General features: G+C 69.6%; 26 protein-coding genes and 1 tRNA gene. 22 read left to right on the top strand and 5 right to left on the bottom strand.

The annotated features are described in order from the left end of the window. Positions 1-186: hypothetical protein (locus ACIQ6S_RS09930; protein ID WP_397608220.1), on the top strand; the 186-nt coding region annotated here is incomplete at its 5' end. Positions 187-332: 146 nt separating this feature from the next. Here the strand turns inward: ACIQ6S_RS09930 and ACIQ6S_RS09925 are convergent. Next, a complete protein-coding gene (locus ACIQ6S_RS09925) occupies positions 333-722 on the bottom strand; it encodes a DUF4345 family protein (RefSeq protein WP_397608219.1) in 390 nt (129 codons plus the stop codon). A gap of 71 nt (positions 723-793) precedes the next feature. Here ACIQ6S_RS09925 and ACIQ6S_RS09920 point away from each other — a divergent pair, with 71 nt between their 5' ends. The 9 genes from ACIQ6S_RS09920 to ruvC all read left to right on the top strand — a co-directional run bounded on the left by ACIQ6S_RS09920 (position 794) and on the right by ruvC (position 9,925). Continuing rightward, positions 794-1,714: a M23 family metallopeptidase gene (locus ACIQ6S_RS09920; protein WP_397608218.1), complete on the top strand. Its 921-nt coding sequence runs from the start codon at positions 794-796 to the stop codon at positions 1,712-1,714. Positions 1,715-1,746: 32 nt separating this feature from the next. Beyond that, complete coding sequence (gene rsgA, locus ACIQ6S_RS09915; protein ID WP_397608217.1) at positions 1,747-2,829, top strand: ribosome small subunit-dependent GTPase A; 1,083 nt, start codon at positions 1,747-1,749, stop codon at positions 2,827-2,829. A gap of 36 nt (positions 2,830-2,865) precedes the next feature. Next, positions 2,866-4,788 carry an ABC-F family ATP-binding cassette domain-containing protein gene (locus tag ACIQ6S_RS09910; protein WP_397608216.1) on the top strand — a complete coding sequence of 641 codons (1,923 nt, stop codon included), beginning with the start codon at positions 2,866-2,868 and terminating at the stop codon, positions 4,786-4,788. Between the two features lie 80 nt (positions 4,789-4,868). After that, complete coding sequence (locus ACIQ6S_RS09905) at positions 4,869-5,159, top strand: FmdB family zinc ribbon protein (RefSeq protein ID WP_397608215.1); 291 nt, start codon at positions 4,869-4,871, stop codon at positions 5,157-5,159. Next, positions 5,156-5,710 carry a hypothetical protein gene (locus ACIQ6S_RS09900; RefSeq protein ID WP_397608214.1) on the top strand — a complete coding sequence of 185 codons (555 nt, stop codon included), beginning with the start codon at positions 5,156-5,158 and terminating at the stop codon, positions 5,708-5,710. Before ACIQ6S_RS09905 ends, ACIQ6S_RS09900 begins: the two co-directional genes overlap by 4 nt. Before the next feature lie 66 nt (positions 5,711-5,776). Further along, positions 5,777-7,543, top strand: a complete 1,767-nt coding sequence (gene aspS / locus ACIQ6S_RS09895; protein WP_397608213.1) for an aspartate--tRNA ligase — start codon at positions 5,777-5,779, stop codon at positions 7,541-7,543. A gap of 19 nt (positions 7,544-7,562) precedes the next feature. Continuing rightward, positions 7,563-8,186, top strand: coding sequence for an alpha/beta fold hydrolase (locus ACIQ6S_RS09890; RefSeq protein WP_397608212.1), 624 nt, complete (start codon positions 7,563-7,565; stop codon positions 8,184-8,186). Between the two features lie 486 nt (positions 8,187-8,672). Further along, entirely contained in the window at positions 8,673-9,401 is a 729-nt protein-coding gene (locus tag ACIQ6S_RS09885) for a YebC/PmpR family DNA-binding transcriptional regulator (RefSeq protein ID WP_397608211.1), read from the top strand. Beyond that, on the top strand, positions 9,398-9,925 hold the full coding sequence (ruvC, locus tag ACIQ6S_RS09880; protein ID WP_297876638.1) for a crossover junction endodeoxyribonuclease RuvC: 528 nt from the start codon (positions 9,398-9,400) through the stop codon (positions 9,923-9,925). Before ACIQ6S_RS09885 ends, ruvC begins: the two co-directional genes overlap by 4 nt. 9 nt (positions 9,926-9,934) lie before the next feature. Here ruvC and ACIQ6S_RS09875 read toward each other — a convergent pair whose 3' ends face one another. After that, entirely contained in the window at positions 9,935-11,368 is a 1,434-nt protein-coding gene (locus tag ACIQ6S_RS09875; RefSeq protein ID WP_397572436.1) for a Type 1 glutamine amidotransferase-like domain-containing protein, read from the bottom strand. A gap of 295 nt (positions 11,369-11,663) precedes the next feature. On the opposite strand from ACIQ6S_RS09875, the gene ruvA reads away from it, so the two are divergent. Next, entirely contained in the window at positions 11,664-12,260 is a 597-nt protein-coding gene (ruvA, locus tag ACIQ6S_RS09870; RefSeq protein WP_397608210.1) for a Holliday junction branch migration protein RuvA, read from the top strand. A gap of 58 nt (positions 12,261-12,318) precedes the next feature. Here ruvA and ACIQ6S_RS09865 read toward each other — a convergent pair whose 3' ends face one another. Further along, positions 12,319-13,134, bottom strand: a complete 816-nt coding sequence (locus ACIQ6S_RS09865) for a hypothetical protein (RefSeq protein WP_397608209.1) — start codon at positions 13,132-13,134, stop codon at positions 12,319-12,321. Positions 13,135-13,229: 95 nt separating this feature from the next. On the opposite strand from ACIQ6S_RS09865, the gene ruvB reads away from it, so the two are divergent. From ruvB to ACIQ6S_RS09810, 11 genes are all read left to right on the top strand, one after another. Then, positions 13,230-14,267: a Holliday junction branch migration DNA helicase RuvB gene (ruvB, locus tag ACIQ6S_RS09860; RefSeq protein WP_397608208.1), complete on the top strand. Its 1,038-nt coding sequence runs from the start codon at positions 13,230-13,232 to the stop codon at positions 14,265-14,267. Continuing rightward, the gene (ybgC, locus tag ACIQ6S_RS09855) at positions 14,257-14,685 is read left to right on the top strand and encodes a tol-pal system-associated acyl-CoA thioesterase (RefSeq protein ID WP_397608207.1); all 429 of its coding nucleotides are present in this window, start codon (positions 14,257-14,259) and stop codon (positions 14,683-14,685) included. The genes ruvB and ybgC overlap by 11 nt, the downstream gene beginning before the upstream one ends. Beyond that, positions 14,679-15,458, top strand: a complete 780-nt coding sequence (gene tolQ, locus ACIQ6S_RS09850; protein WP_397608206.1) for a protein TolQ — start codon at positions 14,679-14,681, stop codon at positions 15,456-15,458. Before ybgC ends, tolQ begins: the two co-directional genes overlap by 7 nt. 33 nt (positions 15,459-15,491) lie before the next feature. Beyond that, entirely contained in the window at positions 15,492-15,929 is a 438-nt protein-coding gene (tolR, locus tag ACIQ6S_RS09845; RefSeq protein ID WP_397608205.1) for a protein TolR, read from the top strand. Further along, positions 15,929-16,885, top strand: a complete 957-nt coding sequence (locus ACIQ6S_RS09840; protein ID WP_297876644.1) for a protein TolA — start codon at positions 15,929-15,931, stop codon at positions 16,883-16,885. The genes tolR and ACIQ6S_RS09840 overlap by 1 nt, the downstream gene beginning before the upstream one ends. A 92-nt stretch (positions 16,886-16,977) precedes the next feature. Continuing rightward, positions 16,978-18,294: a Tol-Pal system beta propeller repeat protein TolB gene (gene tolB / locus ACIQ6S_RS09835; RefSeq protein WP_297865819.1), complete on the top strand. Its 1,317-nt coding sequence runs from the start codon at positions 16,978-16,980 to the stop codon at positions 18,292-18,294. 71 nt (positions 18,295-18,365) lie between these two features. Continuing rightward, entirely contained in the window at positions 18,366-18,872 is a 507-nt protein-coding gene (gene pal, locus ACIQ6S_RS09830; RefSeq protein WP_397608204.1) for a peptidoglycan-associated lipoprotein Pal, read from the top strand. 12 nt (positions 18,873-18,884) lie between these two features. Continuing rightward, complete coding sequence (ybgF, locus tag ACIQ6S_RS09825; RefSeq protein WP_397608203.1) at positions 18,885-19,739, top strand: tol-pal system protein YbgF; 855 nt, start codon at positions 18,885-18,887, stop codon at positions 19,737-19,739. Positions 19,740-19,746: 7 nt separating this feature from the next. Further along, positions 19,747-20,451 carry a 7-carboxy-7-deazaguanine synthase QueE gene (gene queE / locus ACIQ6S_RS09820; protein WP_397608202.1) on the top strand — a complete coding sequence of 235 codons (705 nt, stop codon included), beginning with the start codon at positions 19,747-19,749 and terminating at the stop codon, positions 20,449-20,451. Between the two features lie 48 nt (positions 20,452-20,499). Next, positions 20,500-21,189, top strand: coding sequence for a 7-cyano-7-deazaguanine synthase QueC (gene queC / locus ACIQ6S_RS09815; RefSeq protein ID WP_297865882.1), 690 nt, complete (start codon positions 20,500-20,502; stop codon positions 21,187-21,189). An 82-nt stretch (positions 21,190-21,271) separates the two neighbouring features. Continuing rightward, a tRNA-Lys gene (locus ACIQ6S_RS09810) sits at positions 21,272-21,347 on the top strand. Between the two features lie 467 nt (positions 21,348-21,814). On the opposite strand, the gene ACIQ6S_RS09805 is transcribed toward ACIQ6S_RS09810, so the two are convergent. Further along, entirely contained in the window at positions 21,815-22,555 is a 741-nt protein-coding gene (locus ACIQ6S_RS09805; RefSeq protein WP_397608201.1) for a DUF4386 family protein, read from the bottom strand. A gap of 48 nt (positions 22,556-22,603) precedes the next feature. Continuing rightward, positions 22,604-23,836 carry an alpha/beta hydrolase gene (locus ACIQ6S_RS09800; protein WP_397608200.1) on the bottom strand — a complete coding sequence of 411 codons (1,233 nt, stop codon included), beginning with the start codon at positions 23,834-23,836 and terminating at the stop codon, positions 22,604-22,606. Between the last annotated feature and the right edge of the window lie 257 nt (positions 23,837-24,093).

The raw sequence follows: 24,093 nt of genomic DNA, 5'->3' as shown, positions 1-24,093 counted from the left end.
GATGTTGAGCGGCGTCATTCGCCGACCTTCTGGCAGCAGCGCTACATGGCCGGGATGCACGTCATTGATATCTACCTCGATTCGCACGGCTGTGAGGCAGCGATTGGTCCTCACGCGATGGTCACCTACTCTGGCCCTCCTGAGCTATTCAAATCGGGTCTGTTCGAGCCGTCCTCGACGAACTAGCTTGAGGTTGCGGTCATGCGTTCAACTGGCGCCCCGCGCGCGGCCAACTGTCACCCTGGGCTCTAGACAGCCCCGATACTGAAAGCGGGGGGAGTCGATGGAACCCTTTTCTCAGTCACTGGTCGCGCAGATTCCGCTTGACGTCGTTACTCACGGGGTCCGGCGGCTTTCAAGCCGATCGCCGCCAACACCGCGAAGCCCACTTCCCACACCAGCGCGTAGGTGAAGAAGGGCACCCAGACCCCGTCGACGGCCACGCCGACCAAGCGCCCGGCGGCGATGCCGCCATTGGTGGCGATCACCAGCCACAGCCCGGCCATGCGCCAATCGGGCTTCGCCGCAGCGACCAGCATCAGCAGCCCCAAGCCCACCTCCAGCCCGCCGTAGAAGGCGCGGAACTCGGTCGCCGCCGGCGCACCGGTGGCGGTGATGCCGATGTCGGCCAAGGGGCCGATGGGGTCGACGAGGAACCACAGGCCGAAGCCGAGGAAGCCGAGGCCAGCGAGGGCGAGGACAGCGATGCGGAAGGCGTTCATGGCGCAAGGCTCGCACGGATGCCGCTGAAGGGCGTGGCAAAATCGGGCGCCCCCCCGCATGGAAGCCCCCGATGCCCCGGAACGCCCTGCTCGCGTTTTCGCTGACGCTTGCTGCCGTCCTCGCCGCCGCCCTGGCGGTGCAATGGCGCTCGCAGCGCCTCGCCGAGGAGGCTCGCCGCGACCTCGTCGATGCGCGCTGCAGCGCCGAGCTGAAGCGGCTCCCGAGGTTCCAGGGCATCGTCACCGTGGGCAGCGACACCGATGGCGACCGCGTGCGTTCGACGATCACGATCACCCCGCCTGAGGGCGTGCCGGTGGTCTGGGGCGGCGTGCGGGGGCCGACCGACCCCGTCCGTTTCCGCGACCTGCCGGTGCCGGGCGTGCGTCTCGATGGGCCGACGCGCTTCGAGTCCGAATGGGTGGATGGGTCGGTGCGCTCATGGGCGGGCATCCGGCTTCAGATCGGCCCGAAGCTGTGGTCCGGCGACGAGGCCGATGCCCTCGCCGCTCGCGGCATCGAGGCGCGCTTTCCGCTGGCCGACGCCGCGGAGATCGTGTCGGTGGCCTCGCCGACGCTCACCCTGCGCGCAGCCATGGGCGTCGAGGTGCGGAGCCCGCTGGCCGGCGTGGTCGTCGAAGCGGAGGACCGCTTCCGCGATCTTGGTTGCCCGCCGGGCCTGGCCAACGGGCTGGCAACGTTTCCGATCCGCAATCGCCTGGCCTTGCATACCGACGAAGGTCTGCGGCTCGAACTCCTGCACCTGCAGCAGGGCTCGCTGCAGGTGGCGCCGGGCGATCGCGTCGAGCGCGGGCAGGTGCTGGCCCGCGTGGGCCGCAGTGGCGACACGCCGGAGGAGCGCCTCGTCGTCGAGGCCGCGGCGATGACGCTTGGCCCCCTGCGCGCGGTGCCGTTCCGCTTCACGACCGTCGAGGGCGAGACGTGGACGCCGCGCGCCGGTGAGGTGCCCGAGGCCGTCCGCCAGCCGGACTGAGTCCGGAGCCGGGCCGGCGTACACTGCGCCCGATGACGTGGACCCCCGAAGATTTCGCTGCCGTGCGCCCGATGGGCTGGCGCGACGATGCCCCCGCCGCGCTCGCCTTGGCCGAGCTGCCGCGCGCGGCATTGGCCCGCGTGGTCGGCCAGCACCGCAACGCCTACGTGGTCGCGACGACGCTCGACGAGGCCCGCCGCGTGCAACCGCCCGCCGCATGGACGCGCCCGCGCTTCCGCGCCGAGGACCGCGCCGTGGTCGGCGACTGGGTGCTGCTGGACGCCAAGGGCGAGGCCATCACCCACCTGCTGCCCCGCCATGCGCTGCTGCGTCGCGCCGCCGCCGGCGAGCACTACCAGCAGCAGCCGATCGCCGCGAACATCGACCACGTGCTGGTCGTCACCGGCCTCGATGGCGATTTCAATCCGCGCCGCATCGAACGCTACCTGCTGCTGGTGCAGGCCAGTGGCGCCCAGCCGGTACTGGTGCTGTCGAAGGCCGACCTCGCGGGCGAGCTCGCCGGTGACGCCGCCGATCTGCTGCAGCCGCTGGTCGACGCCGGCTTCCCGCTGTACGTGGTCAACGGCAAGGACGCGGCCAGCGCGGCCGTCCTGCAGCCCTACCTCGGCGCGGGCCTCAGCTGCGTCCTGGTGGGCAGCTCCGGCGCCGGCAAGTCCACGCTGACGAACACGCTGCTCGGCCGCGAGAAGATGAAGACGGCGGAAGTGCGCGAGACCGATTCGCGCGGCCGCCACACGACGACGTCGCGCGTGCTGATCCCGCTGCCGCAGGGCGGCTGCCTGATCGACACGCCCGGCATGCGCGAGTTGAAGCTGGTCGGCGAGGAGGATCTGGCCGACAAGGTGTTCGAGGACATCGAGGCCCTCGCCACGCAGTGCCGCTTCCGCGATTGCGCCCACCTGAATGAACCCGGCTGCGCCGTGCAGGCGGCGCTCGAGGCCGACGAACTCGACGAGGCGCGCTGGGCCCACTACGTGAAGCTGCGCGACGAGCGCGATGCTGCGGCGACCACGCTGGCCGCGCGCCGGGCCGAGACCAAGCAGGCCCACAAGGGCTTCCATGCCCGGCTGAAGGACAAGTACGGCAGGCGCTGAGCCGCCGCTCAGGCGGGCTCCGGTAGACTCTGCGCCATGCTTGCCTTCAAGAACCTGGCCCTGCGTCGCGGGCCGCGCCTCCTTTTCTCCGATGTCGACCTGACCCTGCACGCCGGCTGGCGGGTGGGCGTGATCGGTCGAAACGGCTGCGGCAAGTCCAGCCTGTTCGCGGCCGTGCGCGGCGAGATCGAGCCCGACAAGGGCGACATCGACCGGCCGAACAAGCTGCGCATGGCCTCGGTGGCGCAGGAAACCCCGGCCCTGCCGGACGCGGCGCTGGACTTCGTGCTCTCCGGCGACGCCGCCGTGCATGCGGCCATCCGGATGGAGGCTGAGGCGATGGCCGCCGAGGACTACGAGAAGGTCGCCGACGCCCACACGCTCCTCGCCGAGCTGAATGGCTACGACGCACCCTCGCGCGCCGCCAAGCTGCTGCACGGCCTCGGCTTCCCCTCGCACACGCACGAGACGCCGGTGGCGGAGTTCTCGGGCGGCTGGCGCGTTCGCCTGAACGTGGCGCGGGCGCTGATGACGCCTTCCGACCTGCTGCTGCTCGACGAGCCCACCAACCACCTCGACCTCGACGCCGTGCTTTGGCTCGAGGAATGGTTGCGCAGCTACCCCGGCACCCTGCTGGTGATCTCGCACGACCGCGAATTCCTCGACGGCCTGTGCACCCACACGCTGCACCTCCACGAAGGCAAGGCCAAGACCTACGTCGGCGGCTACACGGCCTTCGAGCGCCAGCGCGCCGAGCACCTGCGCCTGCAGCAGATCGCGCACGAGAAGGAACAGGTCGAGCGCGCTCACTTGCAGGCCTTCATCGACCGCTTCAAGGCCAAGGCCAGCAAGGCCAAGCAGGCGCAGAGCCGCATGAAGCGCCTCGAGAAGCTGGCGGGCACCGAAGCGGTGCGCGCCGAGCGCGAGGTGCGCATCGATTTCCCGGTGCCGCTGAAGCAGCCCACCACGCTCATCCAGGTTCGCGACGCCGACTGCGGCTACACCGCCAACGAGAAGGGCGAGGGCGGCGTCACCAAGATCCTCGGCAACGTCGGGCTGTCGATCGAGGCCGGCGACCGCCTCGGCCTTCTGGGTCCGAACGGCGCGGGTAAATCCACGCTGGTGAAGACGCTGGTCGGTGAGCTTCCGCTGCTTTCGGGCGAGCGCACCGGCCACCCGGACCTCGTCATCGGCTACTTCGCCCAGCACACGGTGGAATCGCTGCACGAGGGGCAGACGCCGATCGACCACCTGCGGATGATCGCGCCGAACACGGCGACGCAGGATTTCCGCGATTTCCTCGGCAAGTGGAACTTCCCCGGCGACCGCGCCTTCGAGGTGATCGACGGCTTCTCCGGCGGCGAGCGCGCGCGCCTCGCCTTGGCGATGATCGCGTGGCGCAAGCCGAACGTGCTGCTGCTCGACGAGCCCACCAACCACCTCGACCTCGAGATGCGCGAAGCGCTGGCCGAGGCGCTGGCCGACTTCGACGGCGCCATCGTGATGGTCTCGCACGACCGGCATCTCATCGGCCTCGTCTGCGACCGCTACGTGCGCGTGGCCGACGGCATCGTCGAGCCCTACGACGAGGACCTCGACGCCTACGCCACCTGGCTCAAGCAGCGCGGCAACAACGCCAACGCCAAGGCCCGAACGGTCGAAGCCAAGCCCGCCGCCAAGGCCGAGCCGGTCGCCGCCGCCAAGCCCCCGGCGAAGCCGGGCAAGCCTGTCGATGGCGCCACGAAGAAGCGCCACGCCGCCGTCGAGGCCAAGCTGTCCTCGCTGGCCGCCGAAGCCGAGGTACTCGATGCCGAACTCGCGGCCGCGTCGTCGAAGGGCGGCGCGCAGGCGGCGCAGGCGCTTGCCGCGCTGGGGCAGAGGCGCAGCGCCCTGCAGACCGAGCGCGAGACCCTCGAACTGGAGTGGCTGGAGCTCGCCGAGAGGATCGAGGCGGGCTGAACCCGCCCCGCCCCAACTTGAATTCCGGCCCCGCCAACCCCACCGCTGCCCGCAGCGACCCGCCACGGAACCCGCCCTCCATGCCCATCTACGCCTTCGCCTGCTCGGCCTGCGGCCATGATTTCGAACGCCTGCAGAGGCTTTCCGACGCCGATCCGACCACCTGTCCCGCGTGCGGCGCGGAAGGAACGATCGGCCGCCAGCTGACCGCGCCGCAGTTCCGGCTGGCCGGCGGCGGCTGGTACGAGACCGACTTCAAGAAGGACGGCGACAAGAAGCGCAACCTCGCCGACAGCGGTTCCGGCGGTGGCGCTTCGACGACGCCGAGCCCGAGCCCCGCGCCGGCGCCCACCAAGGCCTCGTCCCAATGAGCGCTACCGCCTTCTTCACCGGCCTGCTGGCCCTGTGCGGCCAGGCTTTCGAAGGCCGCATGACCACCAACGACCCGGCCGACGCCGCCATGGGCGCCCAGCGCCTGGTGATGCACGTGCGCGAATGCAAGGACGACGAGATCCGCATCCCGTTCCACGTCGGCGCCGACCGCTCGCGCACCTGGGTCGTCACCCGCACCGCCTCGGGCCTGCGCCTGAAGCACGATCACCGGCACGACGACGGCTCGTCCGACGTGCTGACGATGTACGGCGGTGACACCGCGACCCCGGGCAGCGCCAGCCGCCAGGACTTCCCGGTCGATGCCGAGTCGATCGCCCTGTTCATCCGCGAGGGTCGTGCGGTCTCGACCACCAACACCTGGACGATCGAGCACCGCAAGGGCCGCCTGTTCGCCTACGGGCTCGCGCGCCCGGCCGCCGGCAACAACCCGGCCCGCCGCTTCCGCGTTGAGTTCGACCTCACGAAGCCCGTGCCCGCCCCGCCGGCCCCGTGGGGCGCGGAAACCCCGGCCACGGCCGCCGCGCGCTGAGCGCCGGTACAATGGCCGGCTTGCCGCCGCGGCACCGCGGTGGCCCCTGATTCCTGTGGAGTTCCCATGCGTAGCCACTACTGCGGCCAGCTCGGCGAAGCGCTGATCGGCCAGACCGTCACCCTTTGCGGCTGGGCCGATGTCGCCCGCAATCTCGGCGGCGTCTGCTTCATCGACCTGCGCGACCACGAGGGCATCGTCCAGGTGGTCGCCGAGCCGGACAACGCGGCCTACGCCGCGGCCGCGCAGGTGGGCTACGAGGACTGCCTGAAGGTGACCGGCGTCGTGCGCGCCCGCCACAGCGTCAACGACAAGCTGAAGACCGGCCGCATCGAAGTGGTGGCCGAGCGCATCGAGATCCTCAACAAGGCCGAGACGCTGCCCTTCTACCTGCACGAGACGCCCGGCGAAGACGTGCGCCTGAAGTACCGCTACCTCGACCTGCGTCGTCCGGCAATGCAGCGCACGATGCGCACCCGCGTCGCCCTCGTGCAGGCCCTGCGCCGCTACCTCGATACGAAGGGCTTCCAGGACATCGAGACGCCGATCCTCACCAAGGCCACGCCGGAAGGTGCGCGCGACTACCTGGTGCCGAGCCGCGTGCATCCGGGTGAGTTCTTCGCGCTGCCGCAGTCGCCGCAGCTGTTCAAGCAGCTGTTGATGATGGCGGGCTTCGATCGCTACTACCAGATCGCGCGCTGCTTCCGCGACGAGGACCTGCGCGCCGACCGCCAGCCGGAATTCACCCAGCTCGACATGGAGTTCGCCTTCATCACCGAGCAGGACATCCAGGACTTCGTGGAAGGGATGATCCGCCAGGTGCTGCAGGAAGTCGGCGGCATCGAACTCGCCAACCCCTTCCCGCGCATGACCTATGCCGAGGCCATGCGCCTGTACGGCTCGGACAAGCCGGACCTGCGCATTGCGTGGGAATTCAAAGACATCGCTGAGCTCGTGAAGGGCTGCGAGTTCAAGGTGTTCACCGACTGGGCGAACCACGCCGAAGGTCGCGTCGTCGCGCTGCGCGTGCCGGCCGGTGCGTCGCTCTCGCGCAAGCAGATCGACGACTACGGCGCCTACTGCGCCAAGTACGGCGCCAAGGGTTTGGCGTGGATGAAGGTGGAATCGCGCGCCAAGGGCCGCGAGGGCATCAATTCGCCGATCGCCAAGTTCCTAGACGACTCCACGCTCGCCGCCGTGCTCGACGCCGCGCAGGCAGCCGATGGTGACCTGCTGTTCTTCGGCGCCGGCACCTACAAGACCGTGTGCGACTTCATGGGCGCCCTGCGCCTGAAGGCCGCCAAGGACCTCGGCCAGGTCGCGAACGTGTGGGCCCCGCTGTGGGTCACCGACTTCCCGATGTTCGAGTGGGACGACGAAGCGCAGCGCTACGTGGCCCTGCACCACCCGTTCACCGCGCCGAAGATCGACGACATCGCCGACCTCGCCGCGAACGCCCGCATCGCGGTCTCGCGCGGCTACGACATGGTGCTCAACGGCAACGAGATCGGCGGCGGCTCGGTTCGCATCCACAACAGCGCGATGCAGGCCAAGGTGTTCGAACTGCTCGGCATTGGCGCGGAAGAGGCGGAAGCGAAGTTCGGCTTCCTGCTCGAAGCGTTGCGCTACGGCGCGCCGCCGCACGGCGGCATCGCCTTCGGCATCGACCGCATCTCGGCCCTGATGGCCGGCAGCGATTCGATCCGCGACGTCATCGCCTTCCCGAAGACCGCCAGCGCGCAGTGCCTGCTGACCAACGCCCCGTCGGCCATCGAAGACAAGCAGTTGGCCGAGTTGCACGTGCAGGTGCGTCCGGCTGCCCTGAAGGCCTGAGGCGACGCAGGGCAGGGCGATGGCCGACCGCGTCGTCCTGCTGCACGGCATCTGGAACAACCGCCCGGTGCTTTGGCCGCTCGCGGCGCGGCTTCGCGCCAGTGGCTTCGAAGTCGAGAGCTTCGGCTACCCCAGCGTGTTCGGCGGCGCGGAAGCGGCGGCCCAGCAGCTGGCCGCCAAGCTGCGACTCGACGCCCGGAAGCGCAAAGCCCCGGCCCATCTGGTGGGGCACAGCCTCGGCGGCCTCGTGTCGCTGCTCGCCGCCCAAGACCCCGAACTGCCGGTGCGGCGCATCGTCTGCCTCGGCAGCCCGCTCACCGGCAGCGGTGCAGCGCGCGCCGTGCATGGCCGCGGTCTCGGCTTCGGCATGGGTCGCAGTGCCCGCGTGCTGCTGAAGGGCCTCGAAAACGCACCCCAGCATTGTGAAGTCGGCGCGATCGCCGGGACTCTGGAAGCGGGCTTGGGCCGCGTGTTCGGCAGCTTCGACGGCCCGCACGACGGCACGGTGTCCGTCGACGAGACCCGGCTGCCGGGGCTGGTTGACCATTTCGAAGTCCGTGCCAGCCACATGGGCCTGCTGGTGTCGCGGGTCGCGGCGGAGGCGGTGGCGAACTTCCTGCGGACGGGGCGGTTCGCGGGGTAGGGCGTCGGCGTGCGCCAGCGCGAGGCCCGCGGATTCGGCTGGCCCGCCCCGTCACCTGATTCGCTAGATTTCCGGCGGTCGACCCGAAGGCCACATCCCTGTGGCTCGGGTCGATGGCGCATCCTGCGCCACCCCTGACGGGGCTGCGCCTAAAGCGCGCGCCGGGGCTCCTTATTCGCCTCATCCGCAGGCCCGGCGCTGGCGCTGCGACGTTCCCGCGCGCCCGAAGTCCGCGCGAAGACTGGGCCATCGCCGCGTCGCCGTTGCGACATTCGGCGAGGGTGATCGAGCGCCGCGCCCGCGTGGCGTTGGGCCAGCGACAAGCGAGCCAAGGATGGCGAGCGCGCGGCTCGGGGCAGGACAGCCCCGAGTCCGCGGAGAGCGGCCCAGCGCTCACGCGAGGCAGGCGCGACGGCTGGTGTCCCCGCGCGGATCGCCCGAGCCTCAGCGATAATCCCGCCATCGCACACACCACCGAGGCACCCCATGGGTCGATTGATGGCCATCGAAGGCCGCAAGAACGCGCAGGCCGCCAAGCGCGGCGCGGTCTTCACCAAGCTGGTCCGCGAGATCTCCGTCGCGGCGCGGATGGGCGGCGGCGATCCCGCCGGCAACCCGCGCCTGCGCCTTGCCGTCGATCGCGCGCTCGCGCAGTCGATGCCGAAGGACAACATCGAGCGCGCGATCAAGAAGGCCACCGGCGAGCTGGAAGGCGTGAGCTACGAAGAAGTGCGCTACGAGGGTTACGCGCCGGGCGGCATCGCGGTGATCGTCGAGTGCCTCACCGACAACCGCGTGCGCACCGTCGCGGACGTGCGCCACGCCTTCTCGAAGTACGGCGGCAACCTCGGCACGGAAGGCTCGGTCGCCTTCATGTTCAAGAAGGTTGGCGTCCTGGCCTACGTGGCCGGCGCGGACGAAGAGAAGATCACCGAAGCCGCCATCGAGGCCGGCGCCGACGACATCAAGAGCTACGACGACGGCGCGGTTGAAGTGATCACTTCGCCCGAGGCCTTCGAGTCGGTGAAGAAGGCGATGGAAGCGGCGGGCCTCGCGCCGGCCGAAGCCAACGTGACGATGCGCGCCGACAACGACGTGGCCGTCGACGGCGAAACCGCGCTGCAGGTGGTCAAGCTGCTCGACAAGCTCGAGGACCTCGACGACGTGCAGAACGTGCACCACAACGCCGACCTGCCGGACAGCGCTTACCAGTGACGACCCGCCTGCTCGGCATCGATCCCGGGTCCCGGCGCACGGGCCTCGGGGTCATCGACGTCGACGCCTACGGCCACTACACCTTCGTGCACTGCGAAGTGCTGAACCTGCTGATCGACACCGACAACTTCCCCGAGCGGCTCGGCCGCCTCGCCGAAGGCATCGACGCGATCATCGACCAGTGGCAGCCGCAGCAGGTGGCCATCGAAACCGTGTTCATGGACAAGAGCGCCACCTCGGCGCTGAAGCTGGGCCATGCCCGCGGTGCGGCCATCGCCACCGTCGTGCGCCGCGGCCTGCCGCTGGCCGAGTACGCGCCGCGCGTCATCAAGCAGTCGCTGGTGGGGAAGGGCGCGGCCGACAAGGACCAGGTGCAGCACATGGTCAAGATCCTGCTGAACCTGCAGGGCGAGCGCCTGTTCGCCGACGCGGCGGATGCGCTCGCCGTCGCGCTCACCCACGCCCACATGTCCGCCACCGCAGCGCGCGCCGGGGTCGGCGTGGCGGCGCTGCGGCGACGTTAGCCGAACGCCTCAGTACGCGTTCTGCGGCGTCAATGGGGTGGCGGCGTTCCGCCCGTCGACGCTCAGGATGATCGCGCTTCCCGTGGTTTGGCCACTTACGAAGTCGATGGTCTGGCCGGCCACGAGGCGCGTGCGTCGCAGGTTGCGATAGACCAGCGGCTGTCCGTTCGCCACCTGCGTGCGCTGTGTATCCGCCGTCTCTTCGATCACGTAGGCGCTGCCGCTTCCATCGACGATGCCGCGCCCGTCACGGTCGAGGAAGATCGCCGTGTTCTCGCTCACCCCCACGCCGACGATCCGCGGTGCGTTGCCGTCCTGACGCAGGCGCGCCATGAAGGCCAGCAGGCGACCCATCCGGTCGCGCTGCGAGAAGTGCGTGTCGGTGATGATGTCGCCCATCAGCGGCAGGTCGAGGAAAAGCGTCGAGAACAGCATCCCGCTGCGATACGGGTTGGCGACGGCTTCCGCACTGGTCACGGCCGTCACGCCGTCGGGGTCGTAGATGTGCTCGCCCTGCACCGCAAGGCCTGCCGAGGTGCCTCCGATCACCGCACCACGAAGGTAGGCCGCACGGATCGCATCCTCGCTGCGCGTGTCCTTCCAAGCATTGAGGTAGCTCGATTGGTCGCCCCCGGCGATGAAGATCAGTTCGGCGTTTCGAAGTGTCCATTCGGCGTAGTCGGAATTGGCCTTCTCGCGCGTGTCGAGCAGGAGCGTCTCGACCGAATCTGGCTTCAGCGCACCGCTGACGAGGTTGAACAGGTAATCGTTGTAGCCATTCGTGCCGCTGGTCCGGATCACCACCACGTCGCCGCCGTTGGCGATCGGGAAGGCGCGCTGGCTGAAGCTGGCGTCGACGTCGAGGCCGCCGCCCATCAGGATCAGTCCGGGACCGTTCACCGGCGAGCGGCCCGAGTCGGCCGCGTTGCCAACCAGCCAGTTCTGCAGGTTGCCGGGTTTGGTGGGTCGGGTGCCGACGCCCGTGCCGCCGCCTCCGCTCGAGGGCAGATCGACGCGCAAGGTGTATGGGCCGCTACCGCTGTGGGACGTCAGCTTGAGGTAGTAGCGTCCCGTGGTCGCGGCCGGGAAAGTGCCCGTTTCGGGAATCCGGGAGCTACGGCCGCTGGTCACCGCGCCGCCGGTGGCTTGGTAGAGCGCCCAGTCGAAGTCCCGTCCGCTGGCATGGTCGAGGGAGATCGAGATGGTGCCCGACGACGGCATGTCGACGTAGAACCAGTCGATGTCGCGCGAGCTGGAAAACGTGCCGGTGACGACCACGCCCGAGCCTATCGGCCCATCGGCCGTGCTCTCGCGGTCATTGCTTTCGCTTTCGGCGCGGATCTGGGCGTTGGCAGCCTGGGCGCAGAGCAGGGCGGCCAGCAGGGAAACGACATAGCAGTAAGGCCGCGCGGTCGGCGCGCGCAGAAGGGTGGACAAAGGCATCGTGGTCTCCAAAGGCATCGCGCTCGGCGCGACGCAAGCAACGGATCGGAACGGACAACTCCGGGAATGGCGCGCCGCGGGCGCGCCCTCAGGCCACCGGCTCTACTCGTCCCACCACTCGCTGAGGTAGTAGGTGCGGCAAAGGTGCCGACAATGGAAGCGGGGTTTCGACATGGAATCCTCAGGATCCTCGTCGTCGTGATACGCCGCCTCCGTCCTCCGGTCAAGCGCCTCCCGGGATGCCCGGCACTGCGCGATTCGGCGAAGATGCACCATCCACTCGACTGCCCCTCCCATGATCGGACGCCTCCGCGGCACCCTCATCCAGAAAGCCCCGCCCGCGCTGATGGTCGAAGTGGGCGGCGTCGGCTACGAGCTCGACGCGCCGATGTCGACCTTCTACGACCTGCCCGAGATCGGCCGCGAGGTCACGCTGTTCACGCACTACGCGGTGAAGGAGGACAGCGTCGCGCTGTACGGCTTCCTCACCGAGCGCGAGCGCCGGCTGTTCCGCGACGTGCAGAAGGTGACCGGCATCGGCGCGAAGATCGCACTGGCCATCCTCTCCGGCGTCAGCGTCGACGATTTCGCTCGCCTCGTTTCGACCAGCGACGTCACGGCGCTCACCCGCATCCCGGGCATCGGCAAGAAGACCGCCGAACGCATCGTTGTCGAGCTGCGCGATCGCGCCGCCGAGTTGGGCGGCGTCGGTGGCCCGGTGGCCAAGGGCCAGCCGATCCCGGCCGACCCGCAGTCCGAGGCCGTCATCGCTCTGCAGCAGCTGGGCTACAAGCCGGCGGAAGCCGCGAAGATGGCCAAGGACGCCTTCGAGACCGGCGACACGGCCGAGACCGTCATCCGCAAGGCGCTGAAGGCCTCGCTCCGGACCTGATTCCTTTCAGGCGAGGAGGCCGTCGGTACGCCGCGGATCGAGGTATTGGAGGCCGGCTTCAGTCCGGCCGCTGGGGCAACGGCCCGACCGCAAGCGTTTCGCACTCCGAGCCGCGCATCGGCGCCCGCGCTACATCAGGGCTCAGGAAACGCTGCCGCAGTTGCTGGTCGCGTCTTGGCCAGTCGAAGCCCTCCAGCGCCCGGCGCAGGGCATCGCCATGGTCGGCGTCGCCCTGCCGCGTTAGGTGGTAGTGCAGCTCGAAGCTGCCGAGGCGACGCGTGCGTGAGCGGAGGGTGGCGGCCCGCCAACCGCGACGCATCATCGCCAGGTAGATCACTTCGCGGCCACCGACCAGCACGTCGAGGCGGCCTGCGGCCAAGGCGTCGGCCAAGGCCCCATTCACCTCCCCCGCCACGACCCGGGAGTCGGCGAAGCCCATCGTTTCTGCGAGGCGCTGGGTGCGTACCCCAACCCTCAGGCTCGATGTCGGGGCGGTGGCGGCGGACGCCCAAGGGCCTTGGTAAACGGCGATCCTGTCGATCGTGTGGCCGAAGGGCAGTGGGAGCGCTTCTTCGAGGTCGGCGCTCAGCGTTGCATCGCCGAGGAAGAGGGCGACGTCGCCCGCCGTGCGCGCGTCCGCGCCGGCATCGAGGGGGAGCGGAACGGCGACGAAGCGTCGACCCGCACGCTCCGCCAATCGGCGCAGGTTCTCCACCGCGATGCCGGTGAGGTGGCAGTCCGCATCGTGGAAGGCCCAGGGCGGCAGGTGGGGGACACCCACGCGCAGCTCGACGGCGGGCGTCGAGGCTTCCGCGGCGTCGGCGTCGGTGCCGGGCACGGGCCAAGCTGCGAGAGTGGTGATCGCAAGGACCATTCCCCACCTCAGGACGCTGCGACGGACCATGCCTGCCTCCCTGCGTTGGGGGCGCCGAGCCCGGGCGGTCTCACGCGCCGTGCGAATATACGCCCATGAGCACCCGCACCGTCTCGCCCGGCGCCACCGCCGAGGACGAAGCCCTCGAAGCCAGCATCCGCCCGAAGTCGCTCGCCGAGTATCTCGGCCAGGAGGCCGTGCGCGAGCAGATGCAGATCTACATCCAGGCGGCCAAGCAGCGCGGCGAAGCACTCGACCACGTGCTGATCTTCGGGCCGCCCGGCCTCGGCAAGACCACGCTCTCGCACGTCATCGCCAACGAGCTGGGCGTGAACCTGCGCCAGACCTCGGGCCCGGTGATCGAGAAGGCCGGTGACCTCGCAGCCCTGCTCACCAACCTTCAGCCGCACGACGTCCTGTTCGTCGACGAGATCCACCGCCTCTCACCGATGGTCGAAGAGGTGCTGTATCCCGCGATGGAGGACTACCAGATCGACATCATGATCGGCGAAGGCCCCGCGGCCCGCTCGATCAAGCTCGACCTGCCGCCCTTCACTCTTATCGGTGCGACCACCCGCGCGGGCCTGCTCACCGCGCCGCTGCGCGACCGCTTCGGCATCGTGCAGCGCCTTGAGTTCTACACCGCCGAAGAGCTCACGCGCATCGTGCGGCGCTCGTCGCAGATCCTCGGCATCGCCTGTGATCCGGAAGGCGCGGCGGAGATCGCCCGGCGCGCCCGGGGCACGCCGCGCATCGCCAACCGTCTGCTGCGCCGTGTGCGCGATTTCGCCCAAGTGAAGGGCGAGGGCGTGATTACCAAGCCGATCGCCGACGCGGCGATGAAGATGCTGAAGGTCGACCCGGAAGGCTTCGATGACCTCGACCGTCGCCTGCTGCAGACGATCGCCGAGAGCTTCGCCGGCGGTCCGGTGGGCGTCGAATCGCTGGCTGCCGCGCTGTCGGAAGAACGCGGCACGCTCGAGGACGTGGTGGAGCCCTTCTTGATCCAGCAGGGCTTCCTCGTGCGCACGGCCCGCGGTCGCATGCTCGCCCCGAAGGCGTGGACCTGGCTTGGCCTGAAGCCGCCGCGAGGCGCTGCCACGCCCGACCTGTTCGACGCCGATGCCGGCTGATCGACCCGCGTTCAGCCTGACCTTAAGGGTCTATTGGGAAGATACCGATGCCGGTGGGGTCGTCTACCACGCCAGCTACGTCCGGTTCCTTGAGCGGGCGCGCACCGAATGGCTGCGCGCCGCCGGGTACGACCAGACCACGCTGCGCGGGGAAGGTGGGCTGCTGCTGGTGGTGCGCGCGATGCGGCTCGATTTCCTCGGCCCGGCGCGGCTCGATGACCTGCTCACCGTGACCGTCACCCCGGTCGAGGCGAAAGGCGCGAGCCTGCGCTGCCGACAGTCGGTGCTGCTGGGCGAGCGCCCGTTGCTCACCGCCGAGGTCGAAGTCGCCTGCCTGCGTGCCGCCGATTTCCGCCCCACCCGAATCCCCGCCGGCCTGCTGGCCGACCTGATGCCGAACCCTGGTGCCCCATGCTGACGACCGCTTTCCTCGCCGCTGCCACCGCTGCCACGCCGCTTGCTCCGGAGGCCGCCGCGGCCGCCACGGAGGTCGCGACGGAAGCCGCCGTGTCGGGGGGCATCAACTACTTCACGCTGATCCTCAAGGCGAGCGTGCCAGTGCAGCTCGTGCTGCTGCTGCTCGTCGCCGCCTCGGTGCTGAGTTGGGTGATCATTTTCCGCAAGCAGCGCGTCTACAAGCGCGCCGACGCCGAAGCCAACGAGTTCGAGAACCGCTTCTGGTCGGGCGCCGACCTCAACCAGCTGTACCGCGCGGCCACCGATCGCAACCGCGTGGTCGAGGGGCTGGAAGCCATCTTCGAGGCGGGCTTCCGCGAATTCACCCGCCTGCGCCAGAAGAAGGGCATGGACGCGCGCGCCCAGCTTGAGGGCGCACAGCGCGCCATGCGCGCCACGCTGGCCCGCGAGACTGGCGAGCTCGAGCGCAACCTCGAGCTGCTGGCGAACATCGGCTCCACCTCGCCCTACGTCGGCCTCGTCGGCACGGTGTGGGGAATCATGATCGCCTTCCACGAGCTGGGTAACGTCAAGCAGGCGACGATGGCGCAGGTCGCGCCGCACATCTCCGAGGCCCTGATCGCCACCGCGATCGGCCTGTTCGCCGCCATCCCGGCCGTGTGGGCCTACAACCGCTACGCCTCGCGCGTCGAGCGCCTGACCGTGCGCTACGAGGCCTTCGCCGAAGACTTCAGCTCGATCCTCGCCCGCCAGGGCGGCAGCGACGAGCCCTGACCCCAAGCCCCCGCCTCATCCGTTGGAGGGCCCATGGCCGCGTTCAGCAACCGCCACAAGAAGCGCAAGCTCAAGGCCGAGATCAACGTCGTCCCGTACATCGACGTGATGCTCGTGCTGCTCGTCATCTTCATGATCACCGCCTCGGTGATGAACCTCGGCGTCGAGGTCAGTCTGCCGCAGACGAATCAGCGGACCGTTGAGCAGACGCAGGATCCCGTCGTCGTCTCCATCGCCCTCGACGGGAGTTATTCGCTGAAGCTCGGCGACGGCGCCGACACGCCGATGTCGCGCGAGGAACTGGGCAACCGCATCCGCGCCTTCGTGGCGCAGAACCCGCAGACGCCGGTGTTCGTCGCGGCGCATCGTGAACTCCAGTACCAGACGGTGATGGAGGCCATGGAGCTGCTGCAGGGCGCTGGTGTCTCCAAGGCCGCCCTGATGAGCGAGCCGCGGGCCACGGAGCGCTGATGCGCGAGCGTCCCGAAGACACGGGCATTGCGGTCGGCCTGGCGGTCGGCCTGCACCTGCTCGTCGTCGTCCTGATGTTCGTCGCCTGGCTGTGGACCCCGGCACCCGAGGTGCTGTCCGTCGCCGGCCCGCCGATCGAAGTCGAACTGGTGCAGGCCGCGCCCGTGCGCGACCGCGAGCGCCCGAGCGCCGCCACGCCGCCGCCGGCCGCCCCGGAGCCGGTCGAAGAAGAGGCCGCCCCGCCGCCTCAGCCGGAGCCCGAGCCCACCCCACAGGATGCGGTGGTCGAACCGCAGCCCACGCCGCAGACCCCGCAGGCCGTGCCCGACACCCGCGACCAGGATCGCGCGTCCCGCGACGCCGTGTCGCCCGAGCCGCCGGCCCCGCGTGAGCAGGAAGAGCGTCGTCGCGAAGAGCAGGTCGACCTGACAGAGCGCCCGCCGCAGACCACGCCCGAGGAGCGGCAGCGCCTGTCCGCGCAGCAACTCGAGCGCCTGAAGCGCTTGGCCGCCCTGCGCACCCAGCGCGAGCAAGCCGCCAACCAGACCCGCATGGAAGAGCAGCGCGACCAGCAGCGGCAGGACCTCGCCGCCCGCCAGCCGCCGTCGCCGCAGCCCGCCGCCTCCCCGAGCGAGGCCACGCCGACGCCGATGGCCGGCAACAACGGCGTGGATACCAGCCTCCGGGCGGCCTACGTGCTGGCCATCCAGAACGCCGTCGAGCGTAACTGGCGTCGCCCCGAGACCATCCCCGCCGGGCAGCGCTGCCGCATCGTCATCGTCCAGATCCCGGGCGGCGAGGTGATCAGCGCCGACGTCGATCCGACCTGCCCTTACGACGCCCTCGGCCGCGATTCGCTGGAGCGCGCCGTGTTCGCGGCCTCGCCGCTGCCCTACGCCGGTTTCGAGGACGTGTTCGAGCGTCGCCTCGGCCTCAACTTCCAGCCGGCGGACTGAGGCTGCACCGGCGTTCAGCCAACAGCGGCTATCTCTTTCTCCGACCCCGTACACTCCGCGCGCGCCGCCTGACGGCTTTTGGAACCCCAGCCATGACGCGAACCCTTGCTTCCCTCGTCCTGCTCGCCTTCGCCCTGCTGACGCTGCCCTTCGCGTCGCGCGCGCAGACGCTGGAAATCGACATCGTTGGCGGCAACGCCGCGGCCCTGCCGATCACCGTCGTGCCGATGCCCTACCTGGGCACGAACGTCGCCCCGGACACCGACGTCGCCGCGGTCATCGCCGCTGACCTGAACCGCTCGGGCCAGTTCCGCACCCTGCCGGACGCCAACATCATCGAGAAGCCGATCCGCGGCAGCGAGATCCAGTTCCCGACCTGGCGCGTGCTTAAGCAGGACTTCATCGTCGTCGGTCGCGTGCTGGACGCCCCGGACGGCGGTTACCGCGTCGAGTACGAGCTGTACGACGTGGCCAAGCAGGAGCGTCTGCTGGGCCTGGCCATGACCGGCCGGGTGCGCGGCATGCGCGACATCGCCCACCAGATCGCCGACCAGGTCTACGAGAAGATCCTCGGCGTCCGCGGCGCCTTCTGGACCCGCATCGCCTACGTGACCGCCTCGGGCCGCCACCCGAACCAGCAGTACGCCCTGATGGTCGCCGATGCCGACGGTTTCAACCCGCAGACGGTCGTCCGCTCGCGCGAGCCGCTGATGTCGCCGGCCTGGGCGCCGGACGGCCGCCGCCTCGCCTACGTCAGCTTCGAGCGCGGCAACTCGACCATCTACATCCAGGAGCTGACCACCGGCGCCCGCGAAGTGGTGGCGAGCTTCCGGGGCATCAACGGCGCCCCCAGCTTCAGCCCGGACGGCACCAAGCTGGCCCTGACGCTGTCGCGGACCGGCAACCCCGAGATCTACGTGATGGACCTGGGCTCGAAGGCCCTGACCCAGATCACCCGCCATTTCTCCATCGACACCGAGGCGGTCTGGACCCCGGACGGCCAGAGCCTGGTCTTCACGTCCGACCGCGCCGGCCGGCCCCAGCTCTACCAGGTGCCCGTCACCGGGGGGGAGCCGACCCGCCTGACCTTCGAAGGGGACTACAACGCCAAGGCGTCCGTGGCCTTCGATGGTAAAAAATTCGCTATGGCGCAGGGAAACAGGAACGTTTATCGTATTGCGGTACTGGACCGCAGCCTCGCCCAGCCCCGTTGGCAGACCTTGTCGCCGGGCAACCTGGACGAGTCTCCCAGCTTCGCGCCCAACGCCAGCATGCTTCTGTACGCCACGAAAGAGGGCGGCCGGGGCGTGCTGTATGCGGTGTCGGCCGATGCGCGTGTCCGGCAGCGTTTGGTTTTGACCGACGGTGACGTCCGGGAGCCCGCCTGGTCGCCGTACCGGCAACGATAAACAGGACGGGCCTGCCGCACCCCCGCTCACGCTCCACTTTTTTGCTACTCACTGCCAACGAGGTTCCACCCATGAACAACACCACCCGCGTCCTGCTGGTCGCTGCCATCGCCGTCGGCCTCGCCGCCTGCACCAAGAAGACCGTGCCGGTCGAGCCGACCACCCAGCCGACCCAGCCGGCCACTCAGGCCGCCGTCGACGACGGCAAGTACGGCCCGGAAGATCTGGACACCGACGCCTGCCTGAAGCAGCGCACCGTGTACTTCGATTTCGACCAGGACGCCGTCAAGCCGGAGTTCCAGGCCATCATGGCGTGCCACGCCAAGTACCTGCAGGACCGTCCGGAGTCGCGCATCACGCTGGAAGGCAACGCTGACGAGCGCGGTTCGCGCGAGTACAACCTCGGCCTCGGCGAGCGCCGTGGCAACGCCGTCTCGGGCGCCCTGCAGGCGGCCGGTGGTTCGGCGGGCCAGCTGACCGTCGTCTCGTACGGCGAAGAGCGTCCGGTCGACACCGCGTCGACGGAAGAGGCGTGGGCGAAGAACCGCCGCGTCGAGATCGTCTACACCGCCCGCTAAGCGGAGCCGGTCTTGCGTGCCTTGAAGCTCGCAGTCGTGGGGGCGGCCCTCGGGGCCGCCACTTCGGTTTCGGCGCAGCGCGCCAGCCTTGCCGAGCGCGTCGAGCGCCTCGAGGCCCAAGCGGCGTCGCAGAACAACGCGCAAGCCAACATCGAGACGCTGAACCGTCTCAACGCCCTGCAGCAGGAAGTCGCCTCGCTGCGTGGCCTCGTCGAACAACTGCAGAACGAGAACGCCCAGCTCAAGCAGGCGGCTCGCGAGCAGTACATCGACCTCGATTCCCGGCTGGGTCGCCTCGAAGGCGGCTCGGCCCCGGCGGCCGGAACGGCTGCCACGCCGGCAGGCGCTGACGGCGGTGCTCCCACGCCCGCAGAGACCCCTGCCGCCCCGGTGGACGCCGCCCCCGGCATCGCCGCCCCCGCTGCGCCGCGTGGCGTGGTCGCCGATGTCGCGACCGGTGCCCCGGCCCCGGCCGATCCGGCCGGCGAGCGGCCCATGTACGACAGTGCCTTTCAGGCCCTGCGCGACGGCGAGTACGCCGAAGCGTCGCGCCGCTTCCAGGCCTACCTGGAGGCCTACCCGGCCGGCACGCTGGCGCCGAACGCCTGGTACTGGCTCGGCGAGAGCTATTACGTCACCCAGAACTACGATGTCGCCTTGACGGCCTTCGAGAGCCTGCTGCAGGCCTTCCCGGATTCGGCCAAGGCGCCCGACGCGCTGCTCAAGCTCGGCTATTGCCAGTTCGAGCTCGGCCGCGCGCCGCAGGGCGAAGCGACGCTGCGCGACGTGATCGCGCGCTACCCGGGCAGCGACGCCGCGCGTCTCGCCCAAAGCCGTCTGCGCTCCCTCGCGCTGGACGCCGGCTGAGGCCCCGATGACCGCTCCGCGCCTGCGCGAGCAGCCAGGCGATCGCGAGCGGCCCTCCGAGATCGTCCAGGCCGAACGCCTGAAGATCACCGAGGTCTTTCTCTCCCTGCAGGGCGAATCCCGTTCGGTCGGTTGGCCGACGGTGTTCATCCGCCTGACCGGTTGCCCGCTGCGCTGCACCTATTGCGATAGCGCCTACGCCTTCCACGGCGGTGAGTGGCGATCCATCCCGGACCTGGTCGACGAAGCCCGTGCCCACGGCGTGCGCCATGTCTGTGTCACCGGTGGCGAGCCGCTCGCGCAGAAGCGCTGCCTGCTGCTGCTGAAGGCCCTGTGCGACGCCGGTTTCGACGTGTCGCTCGAGACGTCCGGCGCCCTCGATATCTCGGAGGTCGACCCGCGCGTTTCCATCGTGCTCGACCTGAAGACCCCGGATTCCGGTGAGGCGAAGCGCAACCGGCTGCCGAACCTGCCGCTGCTGCAGGCCAAGGACCAGGTGAAGTTCGTGCTGTGCAGCCGCGCCGACTACGACTGGGCGAAAACGATGATGGCGGAGCACGCGCTGGCGTCGCGCTGCGAGGTGCTCTTTTCGCCGAGCTTCGAGCAGCTGGCGCCGCGCGAATTGGCCGATTGGATCGTTGCGGACCGGCTGCCGGTGCGTTTCCAGCTGCAGTTGCACAAGCAGCTTTGGGGCGATGAGCCCGGGCGCTGAGGACGAGGAATCATGGCGATGAATCAAGGTGCGGAGGGTGCCGACTCGATGGCGCAGGACGGTCGCGGCAAGCGCGCAGTCGTGCTCGTCTCCGGCGGCATGGACTCGGCCGTGGTGCTGGCTATCGCCCGTGCGCGAGGCTTCGAGACCTATGCGCTGTCGGTGCGTTACGGCCAGCGGCATTCCGCGGAACTCGACGCGGCGGCGCGCAACGCGGCGAGCTTGGGCGCGGTGGCCCACAAGGTGGTCGAGGTGGACCTGCGCAGCATCGGCGGTTCGGCGCTGACCGCCGACATCGACGTGCCGGAGAGCCCCAGCGAGGGCATTCCCGTCACCTACGTGCCGGCGCGCAACACCATCATGCTGTCGGTGGCGCTGGGCTGGGCCGAAGTGCTCGGCGCCCGCGACCTGTTCTGCGGCGTCAATGCCGTGGATTACTCCGGGTACCCGGACTGCCGCCCCGAGTTCATCGCCGCGTTCGAACGCCTCGCCAACCTCGCCACCAAGGCCGGGGTGGAAGAGGGCGGGTTGAAGGTGCACGCGCCGCTGATCGCGATGTCGAAGGCCGACATCGTCGTCGAGGGCCTGCGCCTTGGCGTGGATTTCGCCCAGACCGTGAGCTGCTACCAGGCCGACGCCGAGGGCCGTGCCTGCGGCCGCTGCGACGCCTGCCGGCTTCGGGCCGAGGGCTTCGTGAAGGCCGGCGCGCCGGACACGACTCGCTACCAGCCGCGCTGAACGCGGTGGCCCGCCGCGCTGCCAAGCGCCCGGGCTTGCGGTAGACTTCGCGCCCCGTCGCGATGACGGGACAGGTTTCGGTGGGCCGTTAGCTCAGTCGGTAGAGCAGCTGGCTTTTAACTAGTTGGTCGATGGTTCGAATCCATCACGGCCCACCAATCGCTTCAGGCATACCTACGGGCTATGGTCAGGCCTGTCGCCTTTCTGCTTTTCGCCCTTGGCATGGCATCGGCCGGCAGCGCCTCGACGGCGCGACTTCCGGATCCGGTGCCTCGGGCCGAGATCGTGATGCCGTTGTTCGACATGCCGCCATGGGCCTGTTTCGATGGGCACTGCCAACCGCAGGGCTTGGCGGTGGGTGTGGTGCGCGCCTTCGCTCGACCCTTTTCTGCGCAGCTGCCCACGGGCGCGGACGTCGGTCGGTTCCATCTATGTGCAGCGATGCGCAGGCCACCAGCCCGGACTTCCGCGGCGGCGAGATCTTCCCGGATCCCGCCATCAAGTGGGAGGCGCTGCTTCCGTTCGTCCTGTCGCAGTCACTCGACAGTAGCGAGGACCACGAGGCTCGCCTGGATATCGTGGGGCCTCTCTGCCTTCGAGTGGTGGAGCAGCATGGCGGCCGCCCTCAAGCGGTCCGGCGCAGGGCGCGCCAGAGGAACAGCAGCCCGAGGGCCATGAACCAGAGCTGCAGCCCGGTCGTGGACAGCACGATCGAGACCGGTGGCGCGATGCCGAAGAGTTCGAGTGCCGGCAAGGCGACGATGATGCCGGCCACGAGCCCCGCAAGCCCTGCCCACGCGGGCAGCTGCCGGTCGCGCAGGATCACCAGACCCGTCGCGATGGCCCAGATCGCGGCGAAGGCCGCGACGCCCAAGGCCTCGCCAATCGCACCGCCCCAAGCGTTGAGGGCGGCCTGCATCGTCTCGATCGCGGCGCGGCCCTCCGCCGACAGGCCGGGGGCGGCATGCGCGTCGGCCAGCGCGCCGCTGCCGGTCAGCCAGCGCAGGATGCCGATCCCTCGCGCCAAGGCGGAGACCGCGGCGGCGGCGACGGCGATGAGCGCCAGCGCGCCGAGCGGGCCCGGGCGCGCCGCCAGTCGCACTGTCACCACGCCGGTCACGAGGAACAGCAGCGAATACCCGAGGTAGAGCCCGTAGCCCAGCCGCACGGCATCGAGTTGCTCCCGAAGCAGCGGAAGCATCTGCGATGGCGGGAAGTCGAGGCTGTCCGGCCACTGGATCGCGCCGCCGAGCACGGCCATCGGGGCGAAGATGCTTAAGCCTTGCACCAGCAGGACGAGGCCCGCCATCAGAAGGAGGCTCCGCGGCGGTGCATCGGCGGCGCGGGAAGGATCATGGATCGACATGGGGACTCCGGTGCTCGAGGGTGGGGCGCGTGCGTCAACCGTTCTGGACTAGCGCCGTCGCAGCGTCCAATGCGCATGGTCGGCACGCCCCGACCCTTCCGGCGAGGACGCCACGCGGTCCACCTGCCGGCCATCGATCTCCGCGAGGAAGCCGCCGATGCGGCGCTCCAGATCCGGGAAATGGGGATTGAACGTTGCTCGCGCGCCGGCCTCGCCGGGCGGGGGAGACTGCCGTCCGGTGCCGTACCAGACGCGCGCCGACTGCTTGCAGGCCTGCACGTCGGCCTCTGCCCGGAACGGGGCGCTGCCGCAGTTCCGGTAGGTGCCTTCGAGCCCGTAGTGCGGATTGCCGGGGGCGATATGAAGGGCGAGGTGCGAGAGTCCCGCCACCCGCGACGCGACGTCGGCCGCGGGAAGCCAGATCACGCGCTCGTCCGTTCGGTCCTCCGGCTCCGCGGAGAAGTAGTTCAGGAACACGCTCCGGGGATCGACGGCCCTGGCTGCGAAGATGCGCCTATTCCCGGCGACATCGATCACCTCGTCGTCCTCGCTCTGGACCACCATCCAGGGGGACTGGAACGCCCCTTTCCCCTTCAGGCCGGACTCCATTCTGCTGAGGAGCGCCATGGTGGAGGCGATGCCGCGCGTCGGCATCGCCTCGTACCTCGCGAATTCTTCCCGTGGGCCTGAGTCGAGCCATGGGCGGAAGGCGGAGAGCCATCGCGCTTGACGGGCGAGGAGGGACGAACTGATGCGGTAGGCGGGCGAGACCCCGATCACTGCATCGACACTCCCGGGGGATTCGGTGGCGACGGTGACCGCAAGCGCCGCGCCGAGCGAAAAGCCGGCCACCACGACGACATCGTTTTCCCGCCCTGCTTGCAGCACGGCGGCTTGGACGTGCCCGACCCAGTCCTTTTCGTCGACGACCATCAGGTCTGCGGGGCGGGTCCCATGCCCGGGCAGCAGAAGGACGCGTGCCTCGAAGCATTGGCGGGACAGCGACTCGGCGAGATCGCGCATGGCGAACGCGGTGTCGGACAACCCGTGGACGAGGATCGCGATGCCTCGTGGTGTCGCGGCCCCGCATCCCGGGGCGGGTGGCCTGCGGAAGGGCGCCACCGACGCGAGTTCAGCCTCGGCCATCGACGGGTCGAAGGGCACTCGATGGGCGCGAAGTTCTGTTCTGACCGCCGCCACGTAGGCATCGAAATCGCCGACGGGCGCCAGGGCGGCGGGGTCGCTCCATCCGCTGGTGACGAGTTCCGATGCCGGCGCCATCGGGCCGTTCGATGCACATCCGCACAACAACGTGGCGAGAAGGATGCCGGCGGCGGTCCTCGGTCGGCGCCCGCGGCCGTTGTCTGTGGGAAACATGGACACACCTCATCCCTTGCAGCTTCGAGGGCATCGAGCCTCGCTTGGGCTATCGAGGGGGATCAAGCCAAAAACGTGCATGGCTGGATTGCAGGACTGCCGAAGTGGCCGACGAGGCGAGCACCCGACGGGATCCGCTCGCGTGAAGGTGAACAGCGCAG

The organism is Silanimonas sp., assembly GCF_044377035.1.
Taxonomy (GTDB): domain Bacteria; phylum Pseudomonadota; class Gammaproteobacteria; order Xanthomonadales; family Xanthomonadaceae; genus Silanimonas.
Note: the sequence above shows the minus strand (reverse complement) of the source record. Positions and strands in the feature narration are given on the sequence as shown.

Coding starts and splice junctions, on each gene's coding strand:
- queC (WP_297865882.1), top strand. CDS start 20,500: ATGGCGCAGGACGGTCGCGGCAAGCGCGCAGTCGTGCTCGTCTCCGGC.
- tolQ (WP_397608206.1), top strand. CDS start 14,679: ATGCTGACGACCGCTTTCCTCGCCGCTGCCACCGCTGCCACGCCGCTT.
- ACIQ6S_RS09925 (WP_397608219.1), bottom strand. CDS start 722: ATGAACGCCTTCCGCATCGCTGTCCTCGCCCTCGCTGGCCTCGGCTTC.
- ACIQ6S_RS09805 (WP_397608201.1), bottom strand. CDS start 22,555: ATGTCGATCCATGATCCTTCCCGCGCCGCCGATGCACCGCCGCGGAGC.
- queE (WP_397608202.1), top strand. CDS start 19,747: ATGACCGCTCCGCGCCTGCGCGAGCAGCCAGGCGATCGCGAGCGGCCC.
- ruvA (WP_397608210.1), top strand. CDS start 11,664: ATGATCGGACGCCTCCGCGGCACCCTCATCCAGAAAGCCCCGCCCGCG.
- ACIQ6S_RS09885 (WP_397608211.1), top strand. CDS start 8,673: ATGGGTCGATTGATGGCCATCGAAGGCCGCAAGAACGCGCAGGCCGCC.
- ACIQ6S_RS09920 (WP_397608218.1), top strand. CDS start 794: ATGCCCCGGAACGCCCTGCTCGCGTTTTCGCTGACGCTTGCTGCCGTC.
- ruvB (WP_397608208.1), top strand. CDS start 13,230: ATGAGCACCCGCACCGTCTCGCCCGGCGCCACCGCCGAGGACGAAGCC.
- ACIQ6S_RS09875 (WP_397572436.1), bottom strand. CDS start 11,368: ATGCCTTTGTCCACCCTTCTGCGCGCGCCGACCGCGCGGCCTTACTGC.
- ACIQ6S_RS09900 (WP_397608214.1), top strand. CDS start 5,156: ATGAGCGCTACCGCCTTCTTCACCGGCCTGCTGGCCCTGTGCGGCCAG.
- tolR (WP_397608205.1), top strand. CDS start 15,492: ATGGCCGCGTTCAGCAACCGCCACAAGAAGCGCAAGCTCAAGGCCGAG.
- ACIQ6S_RS09890 (WP_397608212.1), top strand. CDS start 7,563: ATGGCCGACCGCGTCGTCCTGCTGCACGGCATCTGGAACAACCGCCCG.
- aspS (WP_397608213.1), top strand. CDS start 5,777: ATGCGTAGCCACTACTGCGGCCAGCTCGGCGAAGCGCTGATCGGCCAG.
- pal (WP_397608204.1), top strand. CDS start 18,366: ATGAACAACACCACCCGCGTCCTGCTGGTCGCTGCCATCGCCGTCGGC.
- ybgC (WP_397608207.1), top strand. CDS start 14,257: ATGCCGGCTGATCGACCCGCGTTCAGCCTGACCTTAAGGGTCTATTGG.
- ACIQ6S_RS09800 (WP_397608200.1), bottom strand. CDS start 23,836: ATGGCGCCGGCATCGGAACTCGTCACCAGCGGATGGAGCGACCCCGCC.
- ACIQ6S_RS09910 (WP_397608216.1), top strand. CDS start 2,866: ATGCTTGCCTTCAAGAACCTGGCCCTGCGTCGCGGGCCGCGCCTCCTT.
- rsgA (WP_397608217.1), top strand. CDS start 1,747: ATGACGTGGACCCCCGAAGATTTCGCTGCCGTGCGCCCGATGGGCTGG.
- ACIQ6S_RS09905 (WP_397608215.1), top strand. CDS start 4,869: ATGCCCATCTACGCCTTCGCCTGCTCGGCCTGCGGCCATGATTTCGAA.
- tolB (WP_297865819.1), top strand. CDS start 16,978: ATGACGCGAACCCTTGCTTCCCTCGTCCTGCTCGCCTTCGCCCTGCTG.
- ACIQ6S_RS09840 (WP_297876644.1), top strand. CDS start 15,929: ATGCGCGAGCGTCCCGAAGACACGGGCATTGCGGTCGGCCTGGCGGTC.
- ACIQ6S_RS09865 (WP_397608209.1), bottom strand. CDS start 13,134: ATGGTCCTTGCGATCACCACTCTCGCAGCTTGGCCCGTGCCCGGCACC.